This is a genomic window from Clostridium thailandense (genome assembly GCF_019207025.1).
Classification (GTDB): domain Bacteria; phylum Bacillota; class Clostridia; order Clostridiales; family Clostridiaceae; genus Clostridium_AM; species Clostridium_AM thailandense.
In genome coordinates this window covers 18,325-39,367 of record NZ_JAEEGC010000144.1, presented here as the reverse complement: position 1 = coordinate 39,367, position 21,043 = coordinate 18,325, and the positions used below count along the sequence as shown (strand labels likewise).

Genomic DNA, 21,043 nt, shown 5'->3' with positions numbered 1-21,043 from the left:
TAAGTGCGACAGCCCCTTTTTGTTTTTAGAAACAAGAAAGTATATTAGAAATAATTATTAACTATTTTAAAACTGTTATTGACATAGGATAAAGTTAAGAATATAATTAGTTAGAAATCTAACAAAAGTATAGGAGTATGCAAATGAATAGAGAAATACACATTGGGAAAAAGGTAAGTTGTTTTGCTAGGAAGCTTCACAGAAAAATAGATAAAGAAGCCTCACAATATGGGATAACAGCTATTCAGGGAAGGATACTTGGTTTTCTATATAATAAAAATGATAAGAGAGATGTGTTTCAAAAGGATATAGAAGAAGAGTTTGATATCAGGCGTTCTTCGGTAACTAGTGTACTTCAGCTTATGGAAAGAAACGGTTACATAGAAAGAGTAAGTGTTTGTGAAGATGCGAGGCTTAAGAAAATAGTACTCACAGAAAAAGGGCTAGAAACTCAGAAAAATGTATATGATTCTATCCTTAAAATAGAGAAATCCTTAAGAGATGAGCTAAGTGATGAAGAAATAGATATTTTATTTAATTTACTCGATAGATTATCTAAAAAGCTTATTGATTAGACACAATTCGTTTTAAAATATTAGTTAGAAATCTAACAAGAGGAGGGAAACTATGATAAAAAAATTAGCAAGTTATATAGCAGAATTTAAAAAAGATGCAATTTTGACTCCAGTATATGTTGCTTTAGAAGCAATTTTGGAAACTATTATTCCATTATTAATGGCATGGATTATTGATAACGGGGTGGGAAAAGGTGATATAAAATATGTGTGTACTATTGGGGCATTAATGATACTAGCATCATTTTTATCTCTGACTTGTGGTGCATTATCAGGAAAGCATGCAGCTAGTGCATCGACAGGGTTTGCTAGAAATTTGAGAAGAGGGATGTATTATAATATACAAAATTATTCCTTTTCAAATATAGATAAATATTCCACAGCAGGACTTATAACAAGACTTACTACAGATGTAACAAATGTTCAAAATGCATTTCAAATGCTAATAAGGATGTTTGTTAGATCACCCTTTATGCTTATTTTTGCGATGGGAATGAGCTTTTATATTAATCCCAAATTAGCTTTAGTATTTTTAGGAGCAATAGTCTTTCTAGGATTTGTATTATATTTTATAATGACAAAAGCACACCCCTATTTTATGGAAGTTTTTAAAAAATATGATGATTTGAATGCAAGTGTACAAGAAAATTTGACTGCAATAAGAACTGTAAAGGCTTATGTAAGAGAAGAGCACGAAACCAATAAGTTTTATAAAGCTTCTCAAACCTTATATAACTATTTTATAAGGGCTGAAAAATTAATAATAGTTAATGGACCAGCTATGCAGTTTGCAGTTTATACTTGTATCTTACTTTTATCCTGGCTTGGAGCAAAGATGATTGTCTCAAATACTATGACAACTGGAGAGTTAATGAGCATGTTTGCTTATACAACTAACATAATGATAAGTCTTATGATGATGTCTTTTGTATTTGTAATGGTAATTATGTCAAAATCATCTGCTGAAAGAATTATAGAAGTATTAGAGGAAAAAAGTGATTTGGCCAATCTTGAAAATCCAGTTTATAAAGTAAAGGATGGATCTATCACATTTAATAACGTTAATTTTTCATATAGCAAGGATAAGGATAAGTGTGTTTTAGAAGATGTAAATATGAAAATTAATTCTGGTGAAACTATAGGAATTATTGGGGGAACAGGTAGTGCTAAATCAACATTAGTTCAACTTATCCCAAGATTATATGATACCATGAGTGGAAGCGTTGAAGTTGGTGGAATTGATGTTAAAAATTATGACATAGAAACTCTTAGAAACCAAGTTTCAATGGTATTGCAAAAGAATGTATTATTTTCAGGTACAATTAAAGAAAATTTAAGATGGGGAAATAGAAATGCTACTGATGAGGAATTAGTTGAAGCTTGCAGACAAGCTCAAGCAGAAGAATTTATAGAGAATTTGCCTGATAGATATGATACTTATATTGAACAAGGAGGAAGTAACGTATCTGGAGGACAAAAACAAAGATTATGTATTGCAAGGGCTCTTCTTAAAAAGCCTAAAATATTAATTTTAGATGATTCGACGAGCGCAGTAGATACAAAAACTGATGCTTTAATTAGAAGGGCATTTAAAGAAACAATACCGGATACTACAAAAATTATCATTGCACAGCGTATTTCTTCAGTAGAAGATGCAGACAGAATTATAGTATTGAATGATGGAAGAATAGATGGCTTTGGAACTCATGCTGAACTTTTAAAATCAAATGCAATATACCGTGAAGTTTATGAATCTCAAGTGAAAGGAGCTGATAATAATGAGTCAAAATAATAATACAAAACCTAGAGAAATACGTGGACGTGGTATACGTGGACACGCTAAGATGACTAAAAATTCTTTAAAGACTTTAAAAAGGCTACTAGTTTATATACTTAAAGAATATAAGTTTTTATTTAGTATGGTAGTTATAACCATTATTATAAGTTCTCTTGCTAATGTTTTTGGTACATTACTGTTAAAAAACTTAATAGATGATTATATAGTACCATTATTAAATAAATCAGCACCAGACTTTGCGCCATTACTTAAAATGATAACCTCTATGGCTTTAATTTATTATGTTGGAGTATTAGCAACATATGCATTTAGCCGTATGATGATTATAATTTCTCAAGGTTCTCTTAAAAAGATAAGAGATAATATGTTCTCACATATGGAGGCATTATCAATTAAATTCTTTGATACACATGCTCATGGTGATTTGATGAGCCTTTATACGAATGATACAGATGCTCTAAGGCAAATGATAAGCCAGGGAATACCTCAATTATTATCAGCAATTATAACTGTTATTGGGGTAATTGGTTCTATGATATTTTTAAGTCTGCCATTAGTAGGAATCGAATTAATAATTATATTATTAATGGCTAAGGCTACTAAGTACATTGGTTCTCAAAGTGGAAAATACTTCGGACGTCAACAGAAAGATTTAGGCGCAGTTAATGGTTATATAGAAGAAATGATGGAAGGACAAAAAGTTGTAAAAGTATTTTGTCATGAAGAAGAAGCAAAGGCTAACTTTGATAAGTTAAATGATATGCTTTTTAATAGTGCAAATAATGCAAATAAATATGCCAATGTTTTAATGCCTGTTATGGGTAATATAGGATATATAAATTATGTTTCTGTTGCTATTTTTGGATCTGTTCTTGCAATTGGGACTTTTGGTGGATTTACTCTTGGGGCGCTTGCCTCTTTCCTGCAGTTAACAAGAACCTTTAGCCAAACAGTGAATCAAATGGCTCAACAGTTTAATTTTGTTATCATGGCACTCGCAGGAGCAGAACGTATCTTCAAACTTCTTGACGAAGAAAAAGAAATGGATGAAGGATATGTTACTTTAGTTAATGCAAAAGAAGATGAAGAAGGTAACCTTACAGAAACTAGTAAGCGTACCGGGCTATGGGCTTGGAAACATCCACATGGAGATGGTACAGTCACTTATACAAAGCTTCTTGGGGAAGTTGTATTTGATGATGTTGACTTTGGTTATAATGATCAAAAAATCATACTACATAATATAAAATTGTATGCAAAACCAGGGCAAAAGATAGCTTTTGTAGGTGCCACAGGTGCAGGAAAAACTACTATTACAAACTTAATTAATCGTTTCTATGATATTCAAGATGGAAAAATAAGATATGATGGAATTAACATCAATAAAATCAGAAAAGATGATTTAAGAAGTTCTCTTGGTATAGTACTCCAGGATGCACACTTGTTTACAGGGACTGTTGCAGATAACATAAGATATGGAAAATTGGATGCAACTGATGAGGAAGTACGTACAGCAGCAAGGCTTGCCAATGCAGAGAGCTTTATAAAGCATTTGCCAAAGGGATACGATACAATGCTTTCAGGAGATGGAGGCAATCTGTCACAAGGGCAAAGACAATTATTAACCATTGCCAGAGCGGCAATTGCAGATCCGCCAGTATTAATACTTGATGAAGCAACTTCTAGTATTGATACAAGAACGGAGAAAATTGTTCAGGATGGCATGGATAAGCTTATGAAAGGAAGGACAGTTTTTGTAATTGCCCATAGGCTTTCTACAATAAAGAACTCTGATGTAATCATGGTACTTGATCAAGGTAGAATTATTGAAAGAGGAAATCATGGTGATTTAATTGCACAAAAAGGTAAGTATTATCAGCTGTATACAGGTGCATTTGAGTTGTCATAAATATAAAATAAGCGGGTTCGTGAGGGCGCGCTTATTTTATATTTTAAGTAAATTAAACATAGTATTTTAAGTATAAGTATGATAGAATATCTAACGTAAATCTGGTTAGTATACTTTAATTATTGTGATCTAGTTAATAGAAAAAACAAAAGAATATTACGGAGATATAATATGGAAAATAAAAGAAACTTTACACTAAATGAGCTCTCATTAACAATTAGCAGCTTTGCAATACAGGCAATGCTTTATGAAGTAGCTTGTTATCCATCACCAGGATTGGTATCGCCGATATCTAATGGAGCACATAAGGATATGAATTATTATACTTTTATCGATAGCACATCGGTATTAAGCAAGTATTTAGCTCAATTTGTACAAGAAGGGTATACGAACAACTGTTATAAAGATATTTTTAATAAGATAAGAGCTATTGGAGTTGAAGCAGAAAAAGATATGTTTGTAAAAACAAGAGGTATAAATACTCATAAGGGAATGCTATTTTTAGTAGGAGTATGCTGTGCAGCGGTAGGAAAAGCTATTTATGAGAAAAAGAAATTTTCAGAAGTTCAGGATATTATAAAAAGTATGACTGAAGGAATAACAAAGAAAGAACTTTCGGTTTTGAAGGATAAAGCCGACTTATCTCATGGTGAAAAGTTATATTTAAAATATAAAAATGAAGGGGTAAGAGGAGAAGTTGAGAGAGGAATACCAACAGTTTTTGATTTTGCTTTGGATTTTTATAAACAAAGCGCAGATTTAAGTATTAATGATAGGCTAGTTCATACACTAATTGGAATAATGCAAATATGTAATGACTCCACTATAATTCATAGGCATAATCCAGAAGTTTTAGAAGAGGTAAAGGAAAAATCTAGAGAGATAATCAAGCTTGGAGGTATAAAAACTAGTAATGGCAGAGAAAGAATAAATGAGATGTGTGAGAAATTTATAGAAAGAAATATAAGTCCTGGTGGAAGTGCTGATCTACTTGGAGTAACAGTGTTTTTATATCTAGCAGAAGAATATATGAATGGTAACTATATATACAGCTAATAAATTCATGTTAATAATAAATCGGCGGTTAAATCAATATGGTGTGCTGCAATTATATTATTGTTTGATGTTATATTACTTAGCATTGAAAAAAACAAGAATGAGCAGTAAATACTTGTTTAACTAAAATGATTGTAATTTGAAAAATCATATATTATAATAACTATGAATAATTGTTAATAACTTATTAAATTAGCTAAGGATGTTGATTATATGAATCCATTATTTGAAAAAATAGAAACTACAGATTTAAGGCCTATTAGAGAAATTGTTCTTGAAAGACTCAGAATGGCAATTATAGATGGTACTCTTGAACAAGGGGATAGATTGGTGGAAACTACTGTTGCAGAGAATATGGGAGTAAGTAGAACTCCTGTTAGAGAAGCTTTTAGGCAATTGGAGATTGAAGGGCTGGCTGAAAATGTTCCTAGAAAGGGAACTATTGTAAAAGGAATATCAAAAAAAGATATTATAGAAATTTATGAAATTAGAGAAATGCTTGAGGGGCTAGAGTTTAGATTAGCTTGTTTCAATATTTCTGAATCACAGATATCAGAATTAAAAGGGAAGATTTCTATAATGGAACAGTATATTGATAATAACGATATTACAGGGTATTGGAAAGCACATGGAGAATTTCATGATATTATATTGTACTGTAGTGGCAACAAAAGGCTTATAGACCAAATGAAGCAAATTTATGAGTATTTGTCAAGGCTAAGAAATTTTACTTTAGTAATGAATGAAAGAAGACTTCAAGCTATGAAGGAGCATAAAGCACTTATAGAGGCTTTCGAGAAAAAAGATGAAATGTTGGCGGAAAAGATAGGCAGAGAGCATACAGTAAATGCAAAGAAGTTTCTTGCAGATAAAATTCATTTGTTTTGATTATATTCATATACAGGTATACTTTATAAAATAAAATCTATATACCTGTATACAATTTTATTTGAAATAATAGTAGATGTATTAAAAGATTATACTTACTTTATATGAATATTTATGATTGATATAAAGTTAAGTGGAACAATGTGACAAAAAATGATTAAATTCAATATTTTTTTTAGTTATAAACGATTGCAAATTCCTTAAATATATATTAAAATAAAATCATAAAGTCAGGTTTTTAACAGTATTTTAAATTGTATACAGGTATACAACATTGATTTTAAGAAGTATATCTGTTTATTTAAAAAAATAATTGTATACAGGTATACAATTAGAAGGAAGAGAAAATAATTTTAGCATTTTTAAAGCTCCAATTGTATACCTGTATACAATTGGAAAAGAAGTGTAAAAGAAATTGATTCTCATAATAAAAAGCAAATAAAATTGTTTTAAATTTTTGAAATTACTGTAAAAGTACAGGATTTATTCTGTAAATGATCTCAAATTTAAAGTCATATACTAGGGAGGTGCAGTCAAACTGACGAAATTACATAGTTTGACGAAAAGTATGAGTATTAACGTAAAAGAAGAAGCTTTAAGATTGCATAAGGAAAAAAGAGGCAAAATAGAGATTGTGGGAACTATGCCAGTGAGAAATGGATCAGATTTAGCTATAGCATATACTCCAGGGGTAGCGGAACCATGTTTAGAAATAGCTAAAAACAAAGACAATGCATATAAATATACGATGAAAGGCAAGACAGTAGCTGTAATTACAAATGGTACAGCAGTGCTCGGCCTTGGAAATATAGGACCAGAAGCAGGTCTTCCAGTAGTTGAAGGAAAGGCCTTACTGTTAAAAAAATTTGCTGGTGTAGATGCAATGCCTATAAGTGTAAACTCTATAGATCCAGACGACATAGTAAATACTGTAAGAAATATTGCACCAGGTTTTGGCGGAATTCATCTTGAAGATATTAAAGCACCTGAGTGTTTTTATATTGAAGATAAATTGAAAGAAGAATTAGATATACCAGTATATCATGATGATCAACACGGCACTGCCATTGCAGTTTTAGCAGGTTTATATAATGCATTAAAGATAGTTGGAAAAAGAATAGATGACATAAAGGTTTTGATAAACGGTGCTGGTGCTTCAGGTATTGCAACGGCTAAACTTTTAAGCTCTGCTGGAGTTAAAAAAATAATACTATGTGATATAAATGGAGCTCTTGTTGAAGGCGATACTGAACTAAATGAGCCACAACAGGAAATAGCTAAAGTAACTAATAGAGAGTTTGAAAAAGGAACTTTACAAGATGTAATTAAAGATAAAGATGTATTTATAGGGGTATCAGCAGGAAATGTACTTACTAAAGAAATGGTAGAAAGTATGAATAAGGACAGCATAATTTTTGCATTAGCAAACCCTACTCCGGAGATATTACCAGATATTGCAAAGGCAGGAGGAGCTAGAGTTATAGCTACAGGAAGATCAGATTTTCCAAATCAAATTAACAATGTATTAGTGTTTCCAGGAATGTTTAAGGGCGTTTTAAAAGTTAGAGCTAAAGAAATATGTGATGAAATGAAGGTTGCAGCGGCAAAAGGAATTGCTGCTTTGGTAAAAGACAGTCAATTAAATGAAGATTATATAGTACCAAGTGTATTTGATGAAGGTGTTTGTGAAGCTGTTGCTGAAGCTGTTACAAAAGTAGCTAAAGAACTTGGACTGGTTAGACTGTATCTAGTTTAAACTTATTATAATATTTATAAATTACTTAGTAGCAATCCTGAGTTTCAGGATTTATGTAATGAAAGAAGTGATGATTATGGAATGTTTTTGCTTGGAAAAAGTAATTATTGAAAACAATGATTATAAAAAATTGAAAGAGATAAAAGCTTTTTTAGAAAAGCAAGGCTTAAGACTTGACAGTAATGTGGAATACACAGTGACATTATATGAAGAGGATAAAATTATTGCTACAGGTTCTTTTGAAGATAGAATTTTAAAGTGTATAGCCGTAGATGATAATTATAAAGGTATAGGTCTTTCAAATGAAATAGTATCAGAATTAGTTAATGAGGAATATAGAAGAGGAAACAATCATTTTTTCATTTATACTAAACCCAAAAATTATAGACTTTTTGAAGATTTAGGTTTTTACAAAGTTGGAGAAGTTCCGGGAAAAGTAATTTTACTGGAGAATACCCCCTACGGAATAAAAGGTTTTGTAGAAAATATTAAAAAGAAAAAAGTTGAAGGAAAGACAGTTTCAGCCGTGGTTGTAAACTGCAATCCTTTTACCTTAGGTCATAAATATTTAATAGAAAAAGCATCAAAAGAAAGTGATGTAGTTCATGTATTTGTAGTATGGGAAGATAAATCTGTTTTTCCATCAGAAGTAAGATATAGATTAGTAGAAGAAGGTTTGCAGCATTTAGATAATATAGTACTGCATAAAGGTGAAGACTATATAATTTCAAATGCAACATTCCCATCTTATTTTATAAAAAAGCAAGATGAAGTTGTTAAAATACATTCATTATTGGACATTGAATTATTTGCTAAGTATATAGTGCCTGCACTGGGGATTAACAGAAGGTATGTAGGAGAGGAACCTTTGTGTCCAGTTACTAATGTTTACAATAGTACCATGAAGGAAATACTGCCAAAGCACAGGGTAGAGGTCATTGAAGTGCCAAGAATGGCTATTGGGTCAGATGTAACAAGTGCTTCAAGGGTTAGAAAGCTGATTAAAGAACATAAACTTACAGAGGTAAAATCTTTGGTTCCTGATACAACTTATAATTTCTTGTGTTCTAAGGAAGCAGTGCCAATACTTAGTAGAATTTAAAAATAAAATTTAATACGGAGGGCTGACCAATGGAAATAAAGAAAACAGCTATGGCTGGAACATTAGAATCTAGTGACATAACAATAGTAGTAGAACCAAATTCAGATAAAAAAATATTTATAAAATTAAAAAGTTCTGTAGAAAAACAATTTGGTGATGAGATAAAGAAGGTTATATTAGAAACTTTATCAGAATTAAAGGTAGAAAGTGTTGTTATTCGTGCTAATGATAAGGGAGCTTTAGATTGTGTGATAAAAGCTAGAGTTCAAGCTGCAGTTTTAAGAGCTGCAGAAGAAGAACGCTTTAACTGGGGAGGTGCAAACTAATGTATAAGCTAAGAAGAACAATGATGTTTGTACCAGGAAACAATCCTGGAATGGTTAAAGATGCACATATTTACGGTCCAGATTCAATAATGTTTGATTTAGAAGACTCAGTATCTTTAAATGAAAAAGATGCTGCTAGATTTTTAGTATATAATGCACTAAAAACTATTGATTATGAAGGTGTAGAAACTGTAGTAAGAATAAATGGATTAGATTCACCTTACGGAATGGAAGATTTGGAATCAATTGTAAGAGCACAGCCAGATGTTATAAGACTTCCAAAAACAGAGAGCTCACAAGATGTTATAGATGTAGAAAAAGAAATAGAAAGAATAGAAAAAGAAGCAGGAATACCAGTAGGAAAGACAAAAATGATGGCAGCTGTTGAAGGAGCATTTGGTGTACTTAATGCTTATGGAATTGCAACAGCCAGCAAAAGACTTATGGGTATAGCTCTTGGTGCAGAAGATTATGTAACAAATTTGAAAACAACTCGTTCACCAGAAGGTATAGAGCTTTTAGCTGGAAGAAGTCAAATAGTACTTGCGGCAAGAGCAGCAGGAATATATGCTTTTGACACAGTATACTCAGATGTAAACAATGAGGAAGGCTTTAGAAACGAAGTGAAATTAATTAAACAATTAGGTTTTGATGGAAAGTCAGTAATAAATCCAAGACAAATAGGAGTAGTTAATGAGATATATACACCATCACAAAAGGAAATAGATAAATCTATAAGAGTAATAAAAGCAGCAGAAGAAGCTAAAAAGAGGGGTTCAGGAGTTGTATCTCTAGATGGAAAGATGATAGACAAGCCAATAATAGAAAGAGCACAAAGAGCACTTATGCTGGCAGAAGCTGCGGGTGTATATTCAAGCGAAGGAGGAAACGAAATTGCTTAAAAATAAAATAGGAAGAGAAGTACCAGAATATATAGAAGGAATTGGAGAACTAAGACCTTATGAAGGACCTTTTAGTTTTAAACTAGAAACAAGAAAGTTTGCGAAAAGAATATCCAGTATAAAGCCAGGGGAAAGCAAGTTATTAGACAGTATAGAAAAATCAGTGATTGCATCAGGCTTAAAAGATGGTATGACAATATCCTTTCACCATCATTTTAGAGCAGGCGACTATATATTAAATATGGTAATGGACGTTATAGCGAAGCTTGGAATTAAAAATCTAACATTAGCATCAAGTTCACTTAGTAGTGTACATGAACCAGTAATTGAACATATAAAAAATGGTGTTGTTACTAAAATTGTAACTAGTGGAGTTAGAGGACCTTTAGCAGAGGCTATATCAGCAGGAATTTTAGATACACCAATTATAATACGTTCGCATGGTGGAAGAGCAAGAGCAATAGAAGCAGGAGATTTAAAAATAGATGTAGCGTTTTTAGGTGCACCAAGCTGTGATGAATATGGAAATGCTAATGGATATAGCGGAAAATCTTTTTGTGGTTCTTTAGGATATGCTAAAGTAGATGCTGAATATGCAGATAAAGTTGTGCTTATTACAGATAATCTAGTGCCATATCCCAATGTACCTGCAAGTATAGAACAAACAGAAGTTGATTATGTAGTACAAGTAGATGAGTTAGGAGATCCAAAAGGAATAGCATCAGGAGCGACAAGATATACAAAGAATCCAAGAGAGCTTCTAATCGCTAAGTATGCAGCATCATCAATTGAAGCATCTGGATATTTTGTACCAGGATTTTCAATTCAAAGTGGTTCTGGTGGAGCATCACTTGCCGTAGCAAGATTCTTAAAGAATAAGATGATTGAAAAAGACATCAAAGCTAGCTTTGCATTAGGTGGAATTACAGGACAATTCGTAGAAATGCAGCAAGAAGGCTTAATAGCAAAAATCTGTGATGTTCAAAGCTTCGACTTAATAGCAGCAAAATCTATAGGAGAGAATCCAAATCACTATGAAATAAGTGCATCATTATATGCTAATCCACATAACAATGGATGTGTAGCTAATAAATTAGATATAGTTATATTAAGTGCTTTAGAAGTAGATACAGACTTTAATGTTAACGTAATTACAGGTTCCGACGGAGTAATTAGAGGGGCATCAGGTGGACACTGTGATACAGCAGCTGGCGCAAAACTTTCTATGATAGTTTGTCCTTTAATCAGGGGAAGAATACCTACAATTGTTGAAAAAGTAAACACTGTAATAACTCCAGGTGAAACAGTAGATGTAGTAGTTACTGATAGAGGAATAGCAGTAAATCCTTTAAGAGGCGATTTAATAGAAAGATTCACAAAAGCTAAATTGCCATTATGCACTATAGAAGAATTAAAAGAGAAAGCAGAAAGCATTACAGGAAAAGCAAAGCCAATAGAATATGGAGATAAGATTGTTGGTATAGTAGAATACAGAGACGGTACAATTATTGATGTTATAAAACAAGTAAAATAAAGAGGGTAATCTATAATGAGTAAAGAAAGTGGAGTACTTGAAGAAATACTTAAAGCAAGAGAAAAACGAGCAAGAATGCAAAGAGAATTAATTAATATTTACAGAACCACTTTGATTTCTTTTACATTAAATGTTCCAGGAGCAGAGAAGAATAACCCAAGTTTTACTAAGATTCATAAGATTGGTATTTACCTATTGGAAGAAGAGTTAAAAAAACAAAATATAAAGCTGGTTCATAAAATAGTTCAAATTACTGCTGATGGTGACGAAGCATTTTTAAATGTTAATTCAGATTCATTGAGTGTAAAAAAAATAACTGCAGCTATTGAGGAAAACCACGAATTAGGTAGATTGTTTGATTTTGATGTATTTAATGTCAAGGGTGAACAAGTTAGCAGAAGAGAATTAGGATTACCAGAAAGAAAATGTTTATTATGTAATGACAGTGCAAAAGTATGCGGAAGATCCAGAAAACATTCAGTTGATGAACTATTAAATAAAATATATGAACTAATAGATTGTTATAGTAATTTAGATTTAAATGTTTCTTAGATATTGTAACGAAATGAATTGTATACAGGTATACAAACGCTTTAATTTATAAGAAGGGCAGGTTAATAACGGTGAAACAAAATATGACTAGGAAAATTCTACAATCACATTTAGTAGAAGGACAGATGGTTGCTGGGCAAGAGATATCAATAAAGATTGATCAAACTTTAACACAAGATGCTACAGGTACAATGGCATACTTAGCTTTTGAAGCATTAGGGATACCAAAGATAAGAACAGAAGTTTCAGTAAGCTATATAGACCATAATACATTACAAGCAGGCTTTGAAAATGCAGATGACCACGCATTTTTGCAGACTATTGCTGCAAAATATGGAGTACACTGCTCAAAGCCAGGAAACGGAATATGCCACCAAGTACACTCAGAAAGATTTGCCATACCGGGAAAAACTTTACTAGGTTCAGACAGTCATACGCCTACTTCCAGTGCTTTAGGTATGATAGCAATAGGCGCTGGTGGAATGAGTGTAGCCATGGCAATGGCTGGACAACCTTTTCCTCTAGTTATGCCTAAGGTTATAAATGTTAAGTTGACAGGAAAGTTAAAACCAGGAGTTGCAGCAAAGGACATAATTTTAGAACTTTTAAGAATAATGACTGTTAAAAATGGAGTAGGAAAAGTAATAGAATATACTGGTTCAGGTGTAGAAACTTTAAGCATACCTGAAAGATGTACTATAACTAACATGGGAGCAGAATTAGGGGTTACTACATCTATCTTCCCAAGTGATAAAGTTACTTATGAATTCATGAAGAATCAAGGAAGACAAGCTGATTGGATAGAACTTAAAGCTGATGAAGATGCTGAATATGACGAAGTAATGGAAATAAATCTTGACGAATTAGAACCAATGGTTGCTAAACCTCATATGCCAGATAAAGTAGTTAAGGTAAGAGAAGTTAATGATATTAAAGTTAGCCAGGTATTTATAGGAAGCTGTACTAATGCGTCTTATTTAGATTTAGCTAGAGCAGCAGCTATTTTAGACGGAAAATGTGTACATGAGAATGTAAGTCTTTGTATAGCTCCAGGATCAAAACAAGTTTTTGAAATGGTAGCTAGAGATGGAATACTTCAAAAGTTAATTTCTGCTGGAGCTAGAATTTTAGAAAGTGCATGTGGTCCTTGTGTCGGTATAGGACAAGCACCTCAATCAGAAGGAGTTTCATTAAGAACAAACAATAGAAACTTTATAGGAAGAAGTGGTACTAAGGATGCTAAGGTTTATCTAGCAAGCCCAGAGGTGGCAGCGGTTAGTGCTTTAACTGGATTTATTACTGATCCTAGAGATTTTGATGGCTTGGATTTAGATGCTCTACAAGCAATAAAAGAAACAGAAGATCGTATTCTTGATGACAGAATGATAGTTGCACCAAAGGATAATACAGAAGATGTTGTTATTAGAAGAGGTCCAAACATTAGACCACTACCATTAAGAGAAGGTTTAGAAGAAGAAATAAATACAACAGCACTTTTAAAGGTTGGTGATGACATTACAACTGATGACATAATGCCTGCAGGTGCTAAGATTCTTCCACTTAGATCAAATGTTCCAGCTATATCAGAATACGTATTTAATGGAATAGATTCTACCTTCCCAAGCAGAGCAAAGGAAAATAAAGGTGGAATTGTTGTAGCAGCAGAGAACTATGGACAAGGATCAAGCAGGGAACACGCAGCTCTAGCGCCTATGTATTTAGGAGTTAAAGCAATACTCGCTAAGTCCTTTGCAAGAATTCATCATGATAATTTAATTAATTATGGAATTTTACCTTTAAGATTTAAAGATAAAGAAGATTATAACAAAATTAATCAAGGTGATGTTTTAACTGTTAAAAATATGAAAGAACAGATTAAACAAAGTGAATTTACAATATTAAATAAAACTCAAGGAATTGAGATTAAAGCTTATGCAACATTGTCAGACAGACAAAAGGAAGTATTACTAGAAGGTGGACAGTTAAACTATATTAAAAAGTTACTATAGTTTACTTATTAGATAAAAGTTCTCACTGAGGTGCTAATAAATTATGTGGTGTGATTTAATAACATCTCAGTGAGAGTAAAACATAAAACTTAATGCAAATGTAATTTTACTATCTATTAAATATTAAAGCAAGTTTTTACAAGGGAGAGGTCAGAATGAATAAAACAAAATGTACTATAATGAGAGGCGGCACAAGTAAAGCTGCAGTATTTCATTATGAAGATATGCCAAAAGATAAAAATAAATGGGAGAATTTTTTATTAGATATAATGGGAAGTCCCGATTCAAGACAAATTGATGGTTTAGGTGGAGCTAACTCATTGACAAGTAAAGTAGCAATAATAAAAAAATCAGATAAAAAAGATTATGATGTTGAATATACTTTTGCTCAGGTTAGCTTAACAGATAAAAAAGTTGATTTTAAAGGTAATTGTGGGAATATTTCGTCAGTAGTGGGTCCTTTTGCAGTAGACGAAGGGCTAATAAAGGTTGCTGGAGAAAAATCAGAAGTAAAAATATTAAACACTAATACAAATAAATTAATAGTATCAGAAGTGGAACTTGAAGATGGACATGCAAAGGTAGAAGGTGATACTTATATTTCGGGAGTACCAAATCCAGGATCACCAATATACTTGGGATTCTATGAGCCAGAAGGCTCAGTAACTGGTAAACTTTTACCAACAGGGAAGGAAGAGGATTCTATTGAAACTTCTATAGGTAAAATCAATATATCTATTGTGGATGCAGCAAATCCATTAGTATTTATAAGTGCTGAAGACATTGGATTAAAAGGTACTGAATTACCTGATGAATTTACAGAAGACAAGCTGAAATTAATTGAAGAGATACGTTCTATAGCAGCTGAAATGTGTGGATTTGCAAGCAGAGAAGAGGCTACAAAAAAATCACCAGCTGTGCCCAAAGCTACTGTTGTATCAGCGAAGGCTGAATATATAGATTTAAGCGGAAATAAAAGAAGTGAAGAGGAAATGGATTTAGTTGTTAGAATGATGTCAATGCAAAAACCACATAAAGCCCTTGCAATAACAGGAGCAGTATGTATAACAGCGGCAGCAAGCATTGAAGGAACTTTAGTCAACAAAATAGTTAAGAGTGATAGCGATAAAGTAAGAATTGCACATCCAGGCGGTATCATGGAAACGGTTGCTAAGAATAATGACGGAAAAATTGAATGTGTAAAGGTTGTAAGAACAGCACGTAGAATAATGGAAGGTTATGTTTATACAAGAGAAGAGTACTAAAAAGCAGGAGTTAATTACGAATAATAGATATAATCTAACGATTCATTGATAGGATAACTTGAAAATAAAAACTTATAATAAATATAAAGGAGATTAAAGGATGTTTAATTTTAATAGTTTTATAATGAATTCATTTGTATTGTTATTTGCAGCAGTATTTCTAGGCTTGTTATTTGGAAAAATAAAAATTGGTAAATTCTCTTTTGGTTTTTCTGGAGCCTTGTTTGCTGGAATTGCTTTAAGCTGGTCAGTGTTAACATATGCAAGGGGTATTAAGAGCGGTACAACTGCATATAAATTAGCGCAGCAGGTAGTAAGCAAAGGGCTTATATCTACAGATCTTTTCAATTTGTTTCTTATATTATTTATTGCTGCAGTTGGTCTAATAGCAGGAAAAGATATAAGAGGCATATTAAAAAAATATGGAGTTAAACTTATTACTATAGGTTTAGTAATTACGCTTTCAGGCGTTACATTGACTTATGTGTTTTTAAAAAGTAACAAAACATTTGATGCACATCAAGTATCAGGTATATATGCAGGAGCACTTACAAGCTCACCAGGATTAGCAGCATCACTTGATGCAGCTAAAGAACACGGAACTGAGATTGCAGCAAAATATAGTTCTTTATCCCTTCAAGAGAAAAATGCTGTATTAAAGATGATTGATAAGACTGGAAAATTAACTCCACAAAATACTACTAAGCTAACAGATGGTGAAAAGACTGCAATTGTTAAAGTATTTCAAGCAGATGTAAGCTCAGGATTTACAGCAGCCTTTCCATTTGGAGTAGTATCAATTATACTATCAATGGTTCTTATTCCTAAAATTTTTGGTATAGATGTAGAGAAGGAAAGAGAATTATTTGAAGGAACCATGAGAGAGGTTGCTGCAGATAGTGAAAATATAAATAAAGAACCTATCAAAGAAGTAGGTTTTGATCTTGTTGCTTTCGCTTTAGTTTGTTTTGTTGGATATTTTTTAGGTATAATAAATATTCAATTAGGCAGATTTGGACACTTCAGCTTAGGGACTCCAGGAGGAGTATTAATGAGTGCCCTTATATTTAGCAACATAGGTAAGATTGGTATTATCAACTTTAGAATGAATAGTAAAATATTAAGTTCAATAAGACAGCTTGGATTGGTATGCTTCTTAGCAACAGTTGGGCTAACTTATGGATATGATGTTGTCAATATATTTGCAGGGGCAGGAGCAATGTTGGCTATCATGGGATTAGTAGTAGTTTGGGTATCCATTTTGCTAGGATTTGTGATTGGAAGATATATATTTAAATTAAATTGGGTAATACTAGCAGGAGCTATTTGTGGAGGAATGACTTCAACACCTGGATTAGGAGCTGCTGTTGATGCAGTAGGTAGTGATGATGCTGCTTCTGGATATGGTGCGGTTTATCCATTCGCATTGTTATTTAAGGTATTGTTTATAACAATACTATACAAAATGTTTTTAATGTAATTTAAGGTTAATTTTACAATCATAAGATAAATTAATGTAATTACCTAAGTTTATATTTTAAAATAAATAGTAAAGTAAGAAATGCAATCTTTTAGTAGTGTAGAATATCACTATAATATTGAAAGATTGCATTTTGCATTAATTATAAGTTTTAATATTTACCATTGGGAAATTTTATTCTTCAATAAATTTCATCAATTCTCTATTAAATTTATCTCTTTGGTCATAAAATGATCCGTGACCACTGAATTCAAATGGTACGAGTTTTGAATTTTTAATGCTTTGGTTTTGTACTTTAGCTAGTGGAAATGGAACAATTTTGTCATGAATGCCATGAATAATTAAGGTTGGAACATGTATTGCTGCTAAATCAGAGAATAGTATCTCCTTAATCCAAGTATTTGCAACGGCTGCAGTAGCCCAACCTGCTGCCTGTAAGCCCAATTGAAAGAACCAATCAGAGAAGGGTTTACTTATATGCTGAAAGAAAAAGTTATCCCCGAAATCATTCAGCATTTTGGGACGGTCAGTGTATGTTCCCTGAATAATTTTGAGTACATCATCTTTTTCTAAACCATATGGAAAATTTGGACGCTTAATAAGGCTAGGAGCTGCTGCAGCAAAAAGAGCAAGTTTAGATACTCCGTATCCTTTATGGCGAGCCATGTATCGGATAGCTATTGCCCCACCGGTTGAATGTCCTGCCAGCGTGAAATCATGTAAATGTAATGTATTAACTACACATCTGACATCGTCTGCTAATCGATTATAGTCGTAACCTCCATAAGGTTTATCCGAGTCTCCGAATCCTCTGGTATCTATTCCGATACACCTATATCCCATACTTGGAAGTTTATCAAATTGATATTCAAATAAATTATGACTACCAGGCCAACCATGCAAAAACAAGATTGTCTTCTTTCCTTCTGGATTAAGATCTTCTACGTAGATTTTTACAGTTGGTTCTACAATAACATAGTATCCCACACAAATGCCTCCATTAATAAAATTTCTTCATTATTACCTTATTCTCTAGGAGCAAAATAGGTGAATTATATATTTGATTTATAATATTGTAATATCTGATTATTAATTAGCATTATCAGTTTCTACACAATATATTGAACAAGTTATCCACATAATCCACAACATATTGTTGATAACTATTGTCAAATGAAAAAACTGGCATTAATATTAATACCAGTTAGAAAGGTATATTTGATTGTAAGTCGGATAACAAGTGTACTAATTTTTATATTTAAATACTAGATTTTGCCCTTATCCTTATAATATCAGGAAAATATGAGAGATTAGTTATGCGTATGTTAAAACTTTGTAAATTGAAGAATAAAGATATTAAAACTACATAAGGTTAAAGAACTTTTATTATATATTTTTAATTATTACTAACTCTTATTAAACTTTTGATGAAACACTTTATAGAAGTTTTGAAAGATATAAAAATTTCTATAAAGTTGTTGACTATATATATCATAGTGATATAATAAGAAACACAATATATCATTGTGATATATTATTGAATAGAAATTTGAATATCAGTTTAGTGTAATAAAAAGAGGGGATGGAGTTTATGGAAAATACATCAAAAATCAACAGTTCAATATTGAAAAATATATTAAATAAGGATTTTATTGTTAGTGCTATTATTCCAGTTTTAATATGTTTATTATTTAATAAATTCAACATGGATACTAAAGGAATAATATTAGCTGGTATTTGGAGTATTGGAGTGGTGATATTTAATTATATTAAAAAACGTGAAATTAATGTTCTTGCGATGATTACTGCTGTTTTTTCAGGAATAGGGTTAATAGGTACTATAATTTCAAAAAATCCAAATTTTTATCTATTATCACCAATAGTAAGAGATGTTATATATGCTTTAATTTTCTTTTTGTCAATACTGTTTAAAAGACCGTTAATTCAAATTATAGCGGAGCAAATTTATTTGAAAAATGTTTCAGAAGAAATTAAGAAAGAGAAATCTTATAGATCAGTTTGGGTGATTCTTACTGCTGCATGGGGATTTTTAAATTTAAGTCAAGTAATTGTTGGAGTAATACTACTTCATTATATGTCTATTAGTTCATACTTTGCTATAATTACCCTTTACTCTAATATTTCTAGTCCTTTATTGTTAGCTTTTTCAATTGCATTTCCTAAATGGTATAACAGAAAATGTAAATAAAAGATTTTCATATATACAAAGTTTTTATTTAAGCCACTTTGGTTGTCTAAAGTATATTTTATAAGATTTAAAATTTCATTAATTTTTACTTATATGTAATCCTAATTTTATAAATTAATATGGTAGAATTATAAGTATCGGCGGTTATTTATATTAATAAGCTAAACTTTGTTAACCTATTAATTGTAATTATATGAATAAGGGGGGAACTATGTATGAGAAAAGTATCAGAACGTACTGTCACTGAAGGCTCCGTGCAAAGACTGCATGAAAATATCGAACAAGATCTTGTTCGGAGCCGGATTTGACTAATTTAGGCTAGAATATTTTTGTGTGGACTTTGCTTGATTATTTACAGATTAAGTGTAGATAGGAGCAAGGGTTATGAAATATGAGAAAGCACAAAATATATTGCCAGAGGATATTATTAAATTAATTCAACAATATATAGATGGTGGGTATCTGTATATACCTAGGAAAAGTGATAGTAAAAAAGCCTGGGGTGAAAACAGTGGTATAAAAAATAGTTTGAAGGAAAGAAATAAGGAAATTTTTATTAGATACAGTAAAGGTGTGTCTGTTGAAGAACTTACTGAACAATTTTATCTTACTGAGTATAGTATTAGAAGGATAATTAGAAAAGAAAAACAAGCCATATAAAAATAATGGGGTTATTGCATTATTCTATTTTCTTGTAAAATGCAATATCCTCTTTTTTATTTTAAATAGAGTGTGATGAAAGGGCAAGTTTGCTGCAGAATTATTTATGAACTGGATAAATTAGGAGAGATAAAGTTATAATTTTATTAGTAAAAGAATTTGAAAAAGTTTAAAAGACTATCATTAGGTATTTATATTCAAAATAGAAGTGTAGCAGTGTTAAAAGAACTGTAAATTACATTTTATGGAGGAAAGGTTGGAGTGATAAAACAAAGCTTAAAAATAAAAAACATACCTGCAATTTTGTGGGGTGATAAGTCAGAAAAATTATTTGTAGTAGTACATGGCAATATGTCAAATAAGGAAGATGATGTGATTATTATATTTGCAGAGGAAGCGGTAGCAATGGGTTATCAAGTGCTTAGTTTTGATTTGCCTGAGCATGGTGATCGTAAGAATGAACCCTATGCGTGTAAAGTTCAAAACTGTGTTAATGACCTTAATGTAATTATAGAGTATGCAAAATCATTATCAAAGGATATAAATCTATTTGCCTGCAGTATGGGAGCATACTTTAGTTTACTTGCATATAGCAATGAGCCGCTGCAACAGTGTCTGTTTCTCTCACCAGTTGTAAATATGGAACGTATCATAAATAATATGATGACATGGCTTAACATAAACGAAAGTAGACTAAAAATAGAAAAGGAAATTTCTACACCTATTGGGCAAACTCTCTATTGGGATTACTATTGCTATGTGAAAGAACATCCTATTGTTTCTTGGAATAAGCAAACTTCGATCCTCTATGGTTCAGAGGATGATACCTGTGAGTTTGATATGGTAACTGCATTTGTAAAACACTTTAGTTGTGACCTGCAAGTAATGGAACAGGGAGAGCACTATTTCCACACTGAAGAGCAGCTGAAATTTTTTAGACAGTGGGTAAAAAAACATATCCACAACAAATTAGATGTTCAGCTGGAGATGATGAGAGATTAGAAAAATAAAACCTTCAGTAT

Annotated in this window: 18 protein-coding genes; 17 read left to right on the top strand and 1 reads right to left on the bottom strand. The window is 31.8% G+C overall.

The window, feature by feature from the left end:
- Positions 1-143 precede the first annotated feature (143 nt).
- The 14 genes from I6U48_RS24135 to I6U48_RS24070 all read left to right on the top strand — a co-directional run bounded on the left by I6U48_RS24135 (position 144) and on the right by I6U48_RS24070 (position 17,152).
- Positions 144-575, top strand: a complete 432-nt coding sequence (locus I6U48_RS24135) for a MarR family winged helix-turn-helix transcriptional regulator (protein WP_218323036.1) — start codon at positions 144-146, stop codon at positions 573-575.
- 52 nt (positions 576-627) lie between these two features.
- Complete coding sequence (locus tag I6U48_RS24130) at positions 628-2,367, top strand: ABC transporter ATP-binding protein (protein ID WP_218323035.1); 1,740 nt, start codon at positions 628-630, stop codon at positions 2,365-2,367.
- Entirely contained in the window at positions 2,354-4,282 is a 1,929-nt protein-coding gene (locus tag I6U48_RS24125) for an ABC transporter ATP-binding protein (protein ID WP_218323034.1), read from the top strand. The genes I6U48_RS24130 and I6U48_RS24125 overlap by 14 nt, the downstream gene beginning before the upstream one ends.
- 171 nt (positions 4,283-4,453) lie before the next feature.
- The gene (citG, locus tag I6U48_RS24120; RefSeq protein WP_218323033.1) at positions 4,454-5,338 is read left to right on the top strand and encodes a triphosphoribosyl-dephospho-CoA synthase CitG; all 885 of its coding nucleotides are present in this window, start codon (positions 4,454-4,456) and stop codon (positions 5,336-5,338) included.
- A 213-nt stretch (positions 5,339-5,551) separates the two neighbouring features.
- A complete protein-coding gene (locus tag I6U48_RS24115; protein WP_218323032.1) occupies positions 5,552-6,226 on the top strand; it encodes a GntR family transcriptional regulator in 675 nt (224 codons plus the stop codon).
- 568 nt (positions 6,227-6,794) lie between these two features.
- Positions 6,795-7,982 carry an NAD(P)-dependent malic enzyme gene (locus I6U48_RS24110; protein ID WP_246615524.1) on the top strand — a complete coding sequence of 396 codons (1,188 nt, stop codon included), beginning with the start codon at positions 6,795-6,797 and terminating at the stop codon, positions 7,980-7,982.
- Between the two features lie 58 nt (positions 7,983-8,040).
- Positions 8,041-9,084: a [citrate (pro-3S)-lyase] ligase gene (gene citC / locus I6U48_RS24105; RefSeq protein ID WP_246615523.1), complete on the top strand. Its 1,044-nt coding sequence runs from the start codon at positions 8,041-8,043 to the stop codon at positions 9,082-9,084.
- A 29-nt stretch (positions 9,085-9,113) separates the two neighbouring features.
- Positions 9,114-9,410, top strand: coding sequence for a citrate lyase acyl carrier protein (gene citD, locus I6U48_RS24100; RefSeq protein WP_218323031.1), 297 nt, complete (start codon positions 9,114-9,116; stop codon positions 9,408-9,410).
- The gene (gene citE, locus I6U48_RS24095; RefSeq protein ID WP_218323030.1) at positions 9,410-10,312 is read left to right on the top strand and encodes a citrate (pro-3S)-lyase subunit beta; all 903 of its coding nucleotides are present in this window, start codon (positions 9,410-9,412) and stop codon (positions 10,310-10,312) included. The genes citD and citE overlap by 1 nt, the downstream gene beginning before the upstream one ends.
- The gene (citF, locus tag I6U48_RS24090) at positions 10,305-11,846 is read left to right on the top strand and encodes a citrate lyase subunit alpha (protein ID WP_218323029.1); all 1,542 of its coding nucleotides are present in this window, start codon (positions 10,305-10,307) and stop codon (positions 11,844-11,846) included. Before citE ends, citF begins: the two co-directional genes overlap by 8 nt.
- A 15-nt stretch (positions 11,847-11,861) precedes the next feature.
- Positions 11,862-12,398 carry a citrate lyase holo-[acyl-carrier protein] synthase gene (gene citX, locus I6U48_RS24085; protein ID WP_218323028.1) on the top strand — a complete coding sequence of 179 codons (537 nt, stop codon included), beginning with the start codon at positions 11,862-11,864 and terminating at the stop codon, positions 12,396-12,398.
- Between the two features lie 71 nt (positions 12,399-12,469).
- Positions 12,470-14,407 carry an aconitate hydratase gene (locus I6U48_RS24080; RefSeq protein ID WP_218323027.1) on the top strand — a complete coding sequence of 646 codons (1,938 nt, stop codon included), beginning with the start codon at positions 12,470-12,472 and terminating at the stop codon, positions 14,405-14,407.
- Positions 14,408-14,562: 155 nt separating this feature from the next.
- Positions 14,563-15,672, top strand: coding sequence for a 2-methylaconitate cis-trans isomerase PrpF family protein (locus I6U48_RS24075; protein ID WP_218323026.1), 1,110 nt, complete (start codon positions 14,563-14,565; stop codon positions 15,670-15,672).
- A gap of 100 nt (positions 15,673-15,772) precedes the next feature.
- Entirely contained in the window at positions 15,773-17,152 is a 1,380-nt protein-coding gene (locus I6U48_RS24070; RefSeq protein WP_218323025.1) for an aspartate-alanine antiporter-like transporter, read from the top strand.
- A gap of 174 nt (positions 17,153-17,326) precedes the next feature.
- Here I6U48_RS24070 and I6U48_RS24065 read toward each other — a convergent pair whose 3' ends face one another.
- Positions 17,327-18,139 (bottom strand): alpha/beta fold hydrolase, encoded by an 813-nt coding sequence (locus tag I6U48_RS24065; protein ID WP_218323024.1) that lies wholly within the window; start codon positions 18,137-18,139, stop codon positions 17,327-17,329.
- 604 nt (positions 18,140-18,743) lie between these two features.
- On the opposite strand from I6U48_RS24065, the gene I6U48_RS24060 reads away from it, so the two are divergent.
- From I6U48_RS24060 to I6U48_RS24050, 3 genes are all read left to right on the top strand, one after another.
- A complete protein-coding gene (locus I6U48_RS24060; RefSeq protein WP_218323023.1) occupies positions 18,744-19,361 on the top strand; it encodes a VC0807 family protein in 618 nt (205 codons plus the stop codon).
- 384 nt (positions 19,362-19,745) lie between these two features.
- Positions 19,746-20,021, top strand: coding sequence for a CD3324 family protein (locus I6U48_RS24055; RefSeq protein WP_218323022.1), 276 nt, complete (start codon positions 19,746-19,748; stop codon positions 20,019-20,021).
- A 261-nt stretch (positions 20,022-20,282) separates the two neighbouring features.
- On the top strand, positions 20,283-21,023 hold the full coding sequence (locus tag I6U48_RS24050) for an alpha/beta hydrolase (protein ID WP_218323021.1): 741 nt from the start codon (positions 20,283-20,285) through the stop codon (positions 21,021-21,023).
- Positions 21,024-21,043 lie beyond the last annotated feature (20 nt).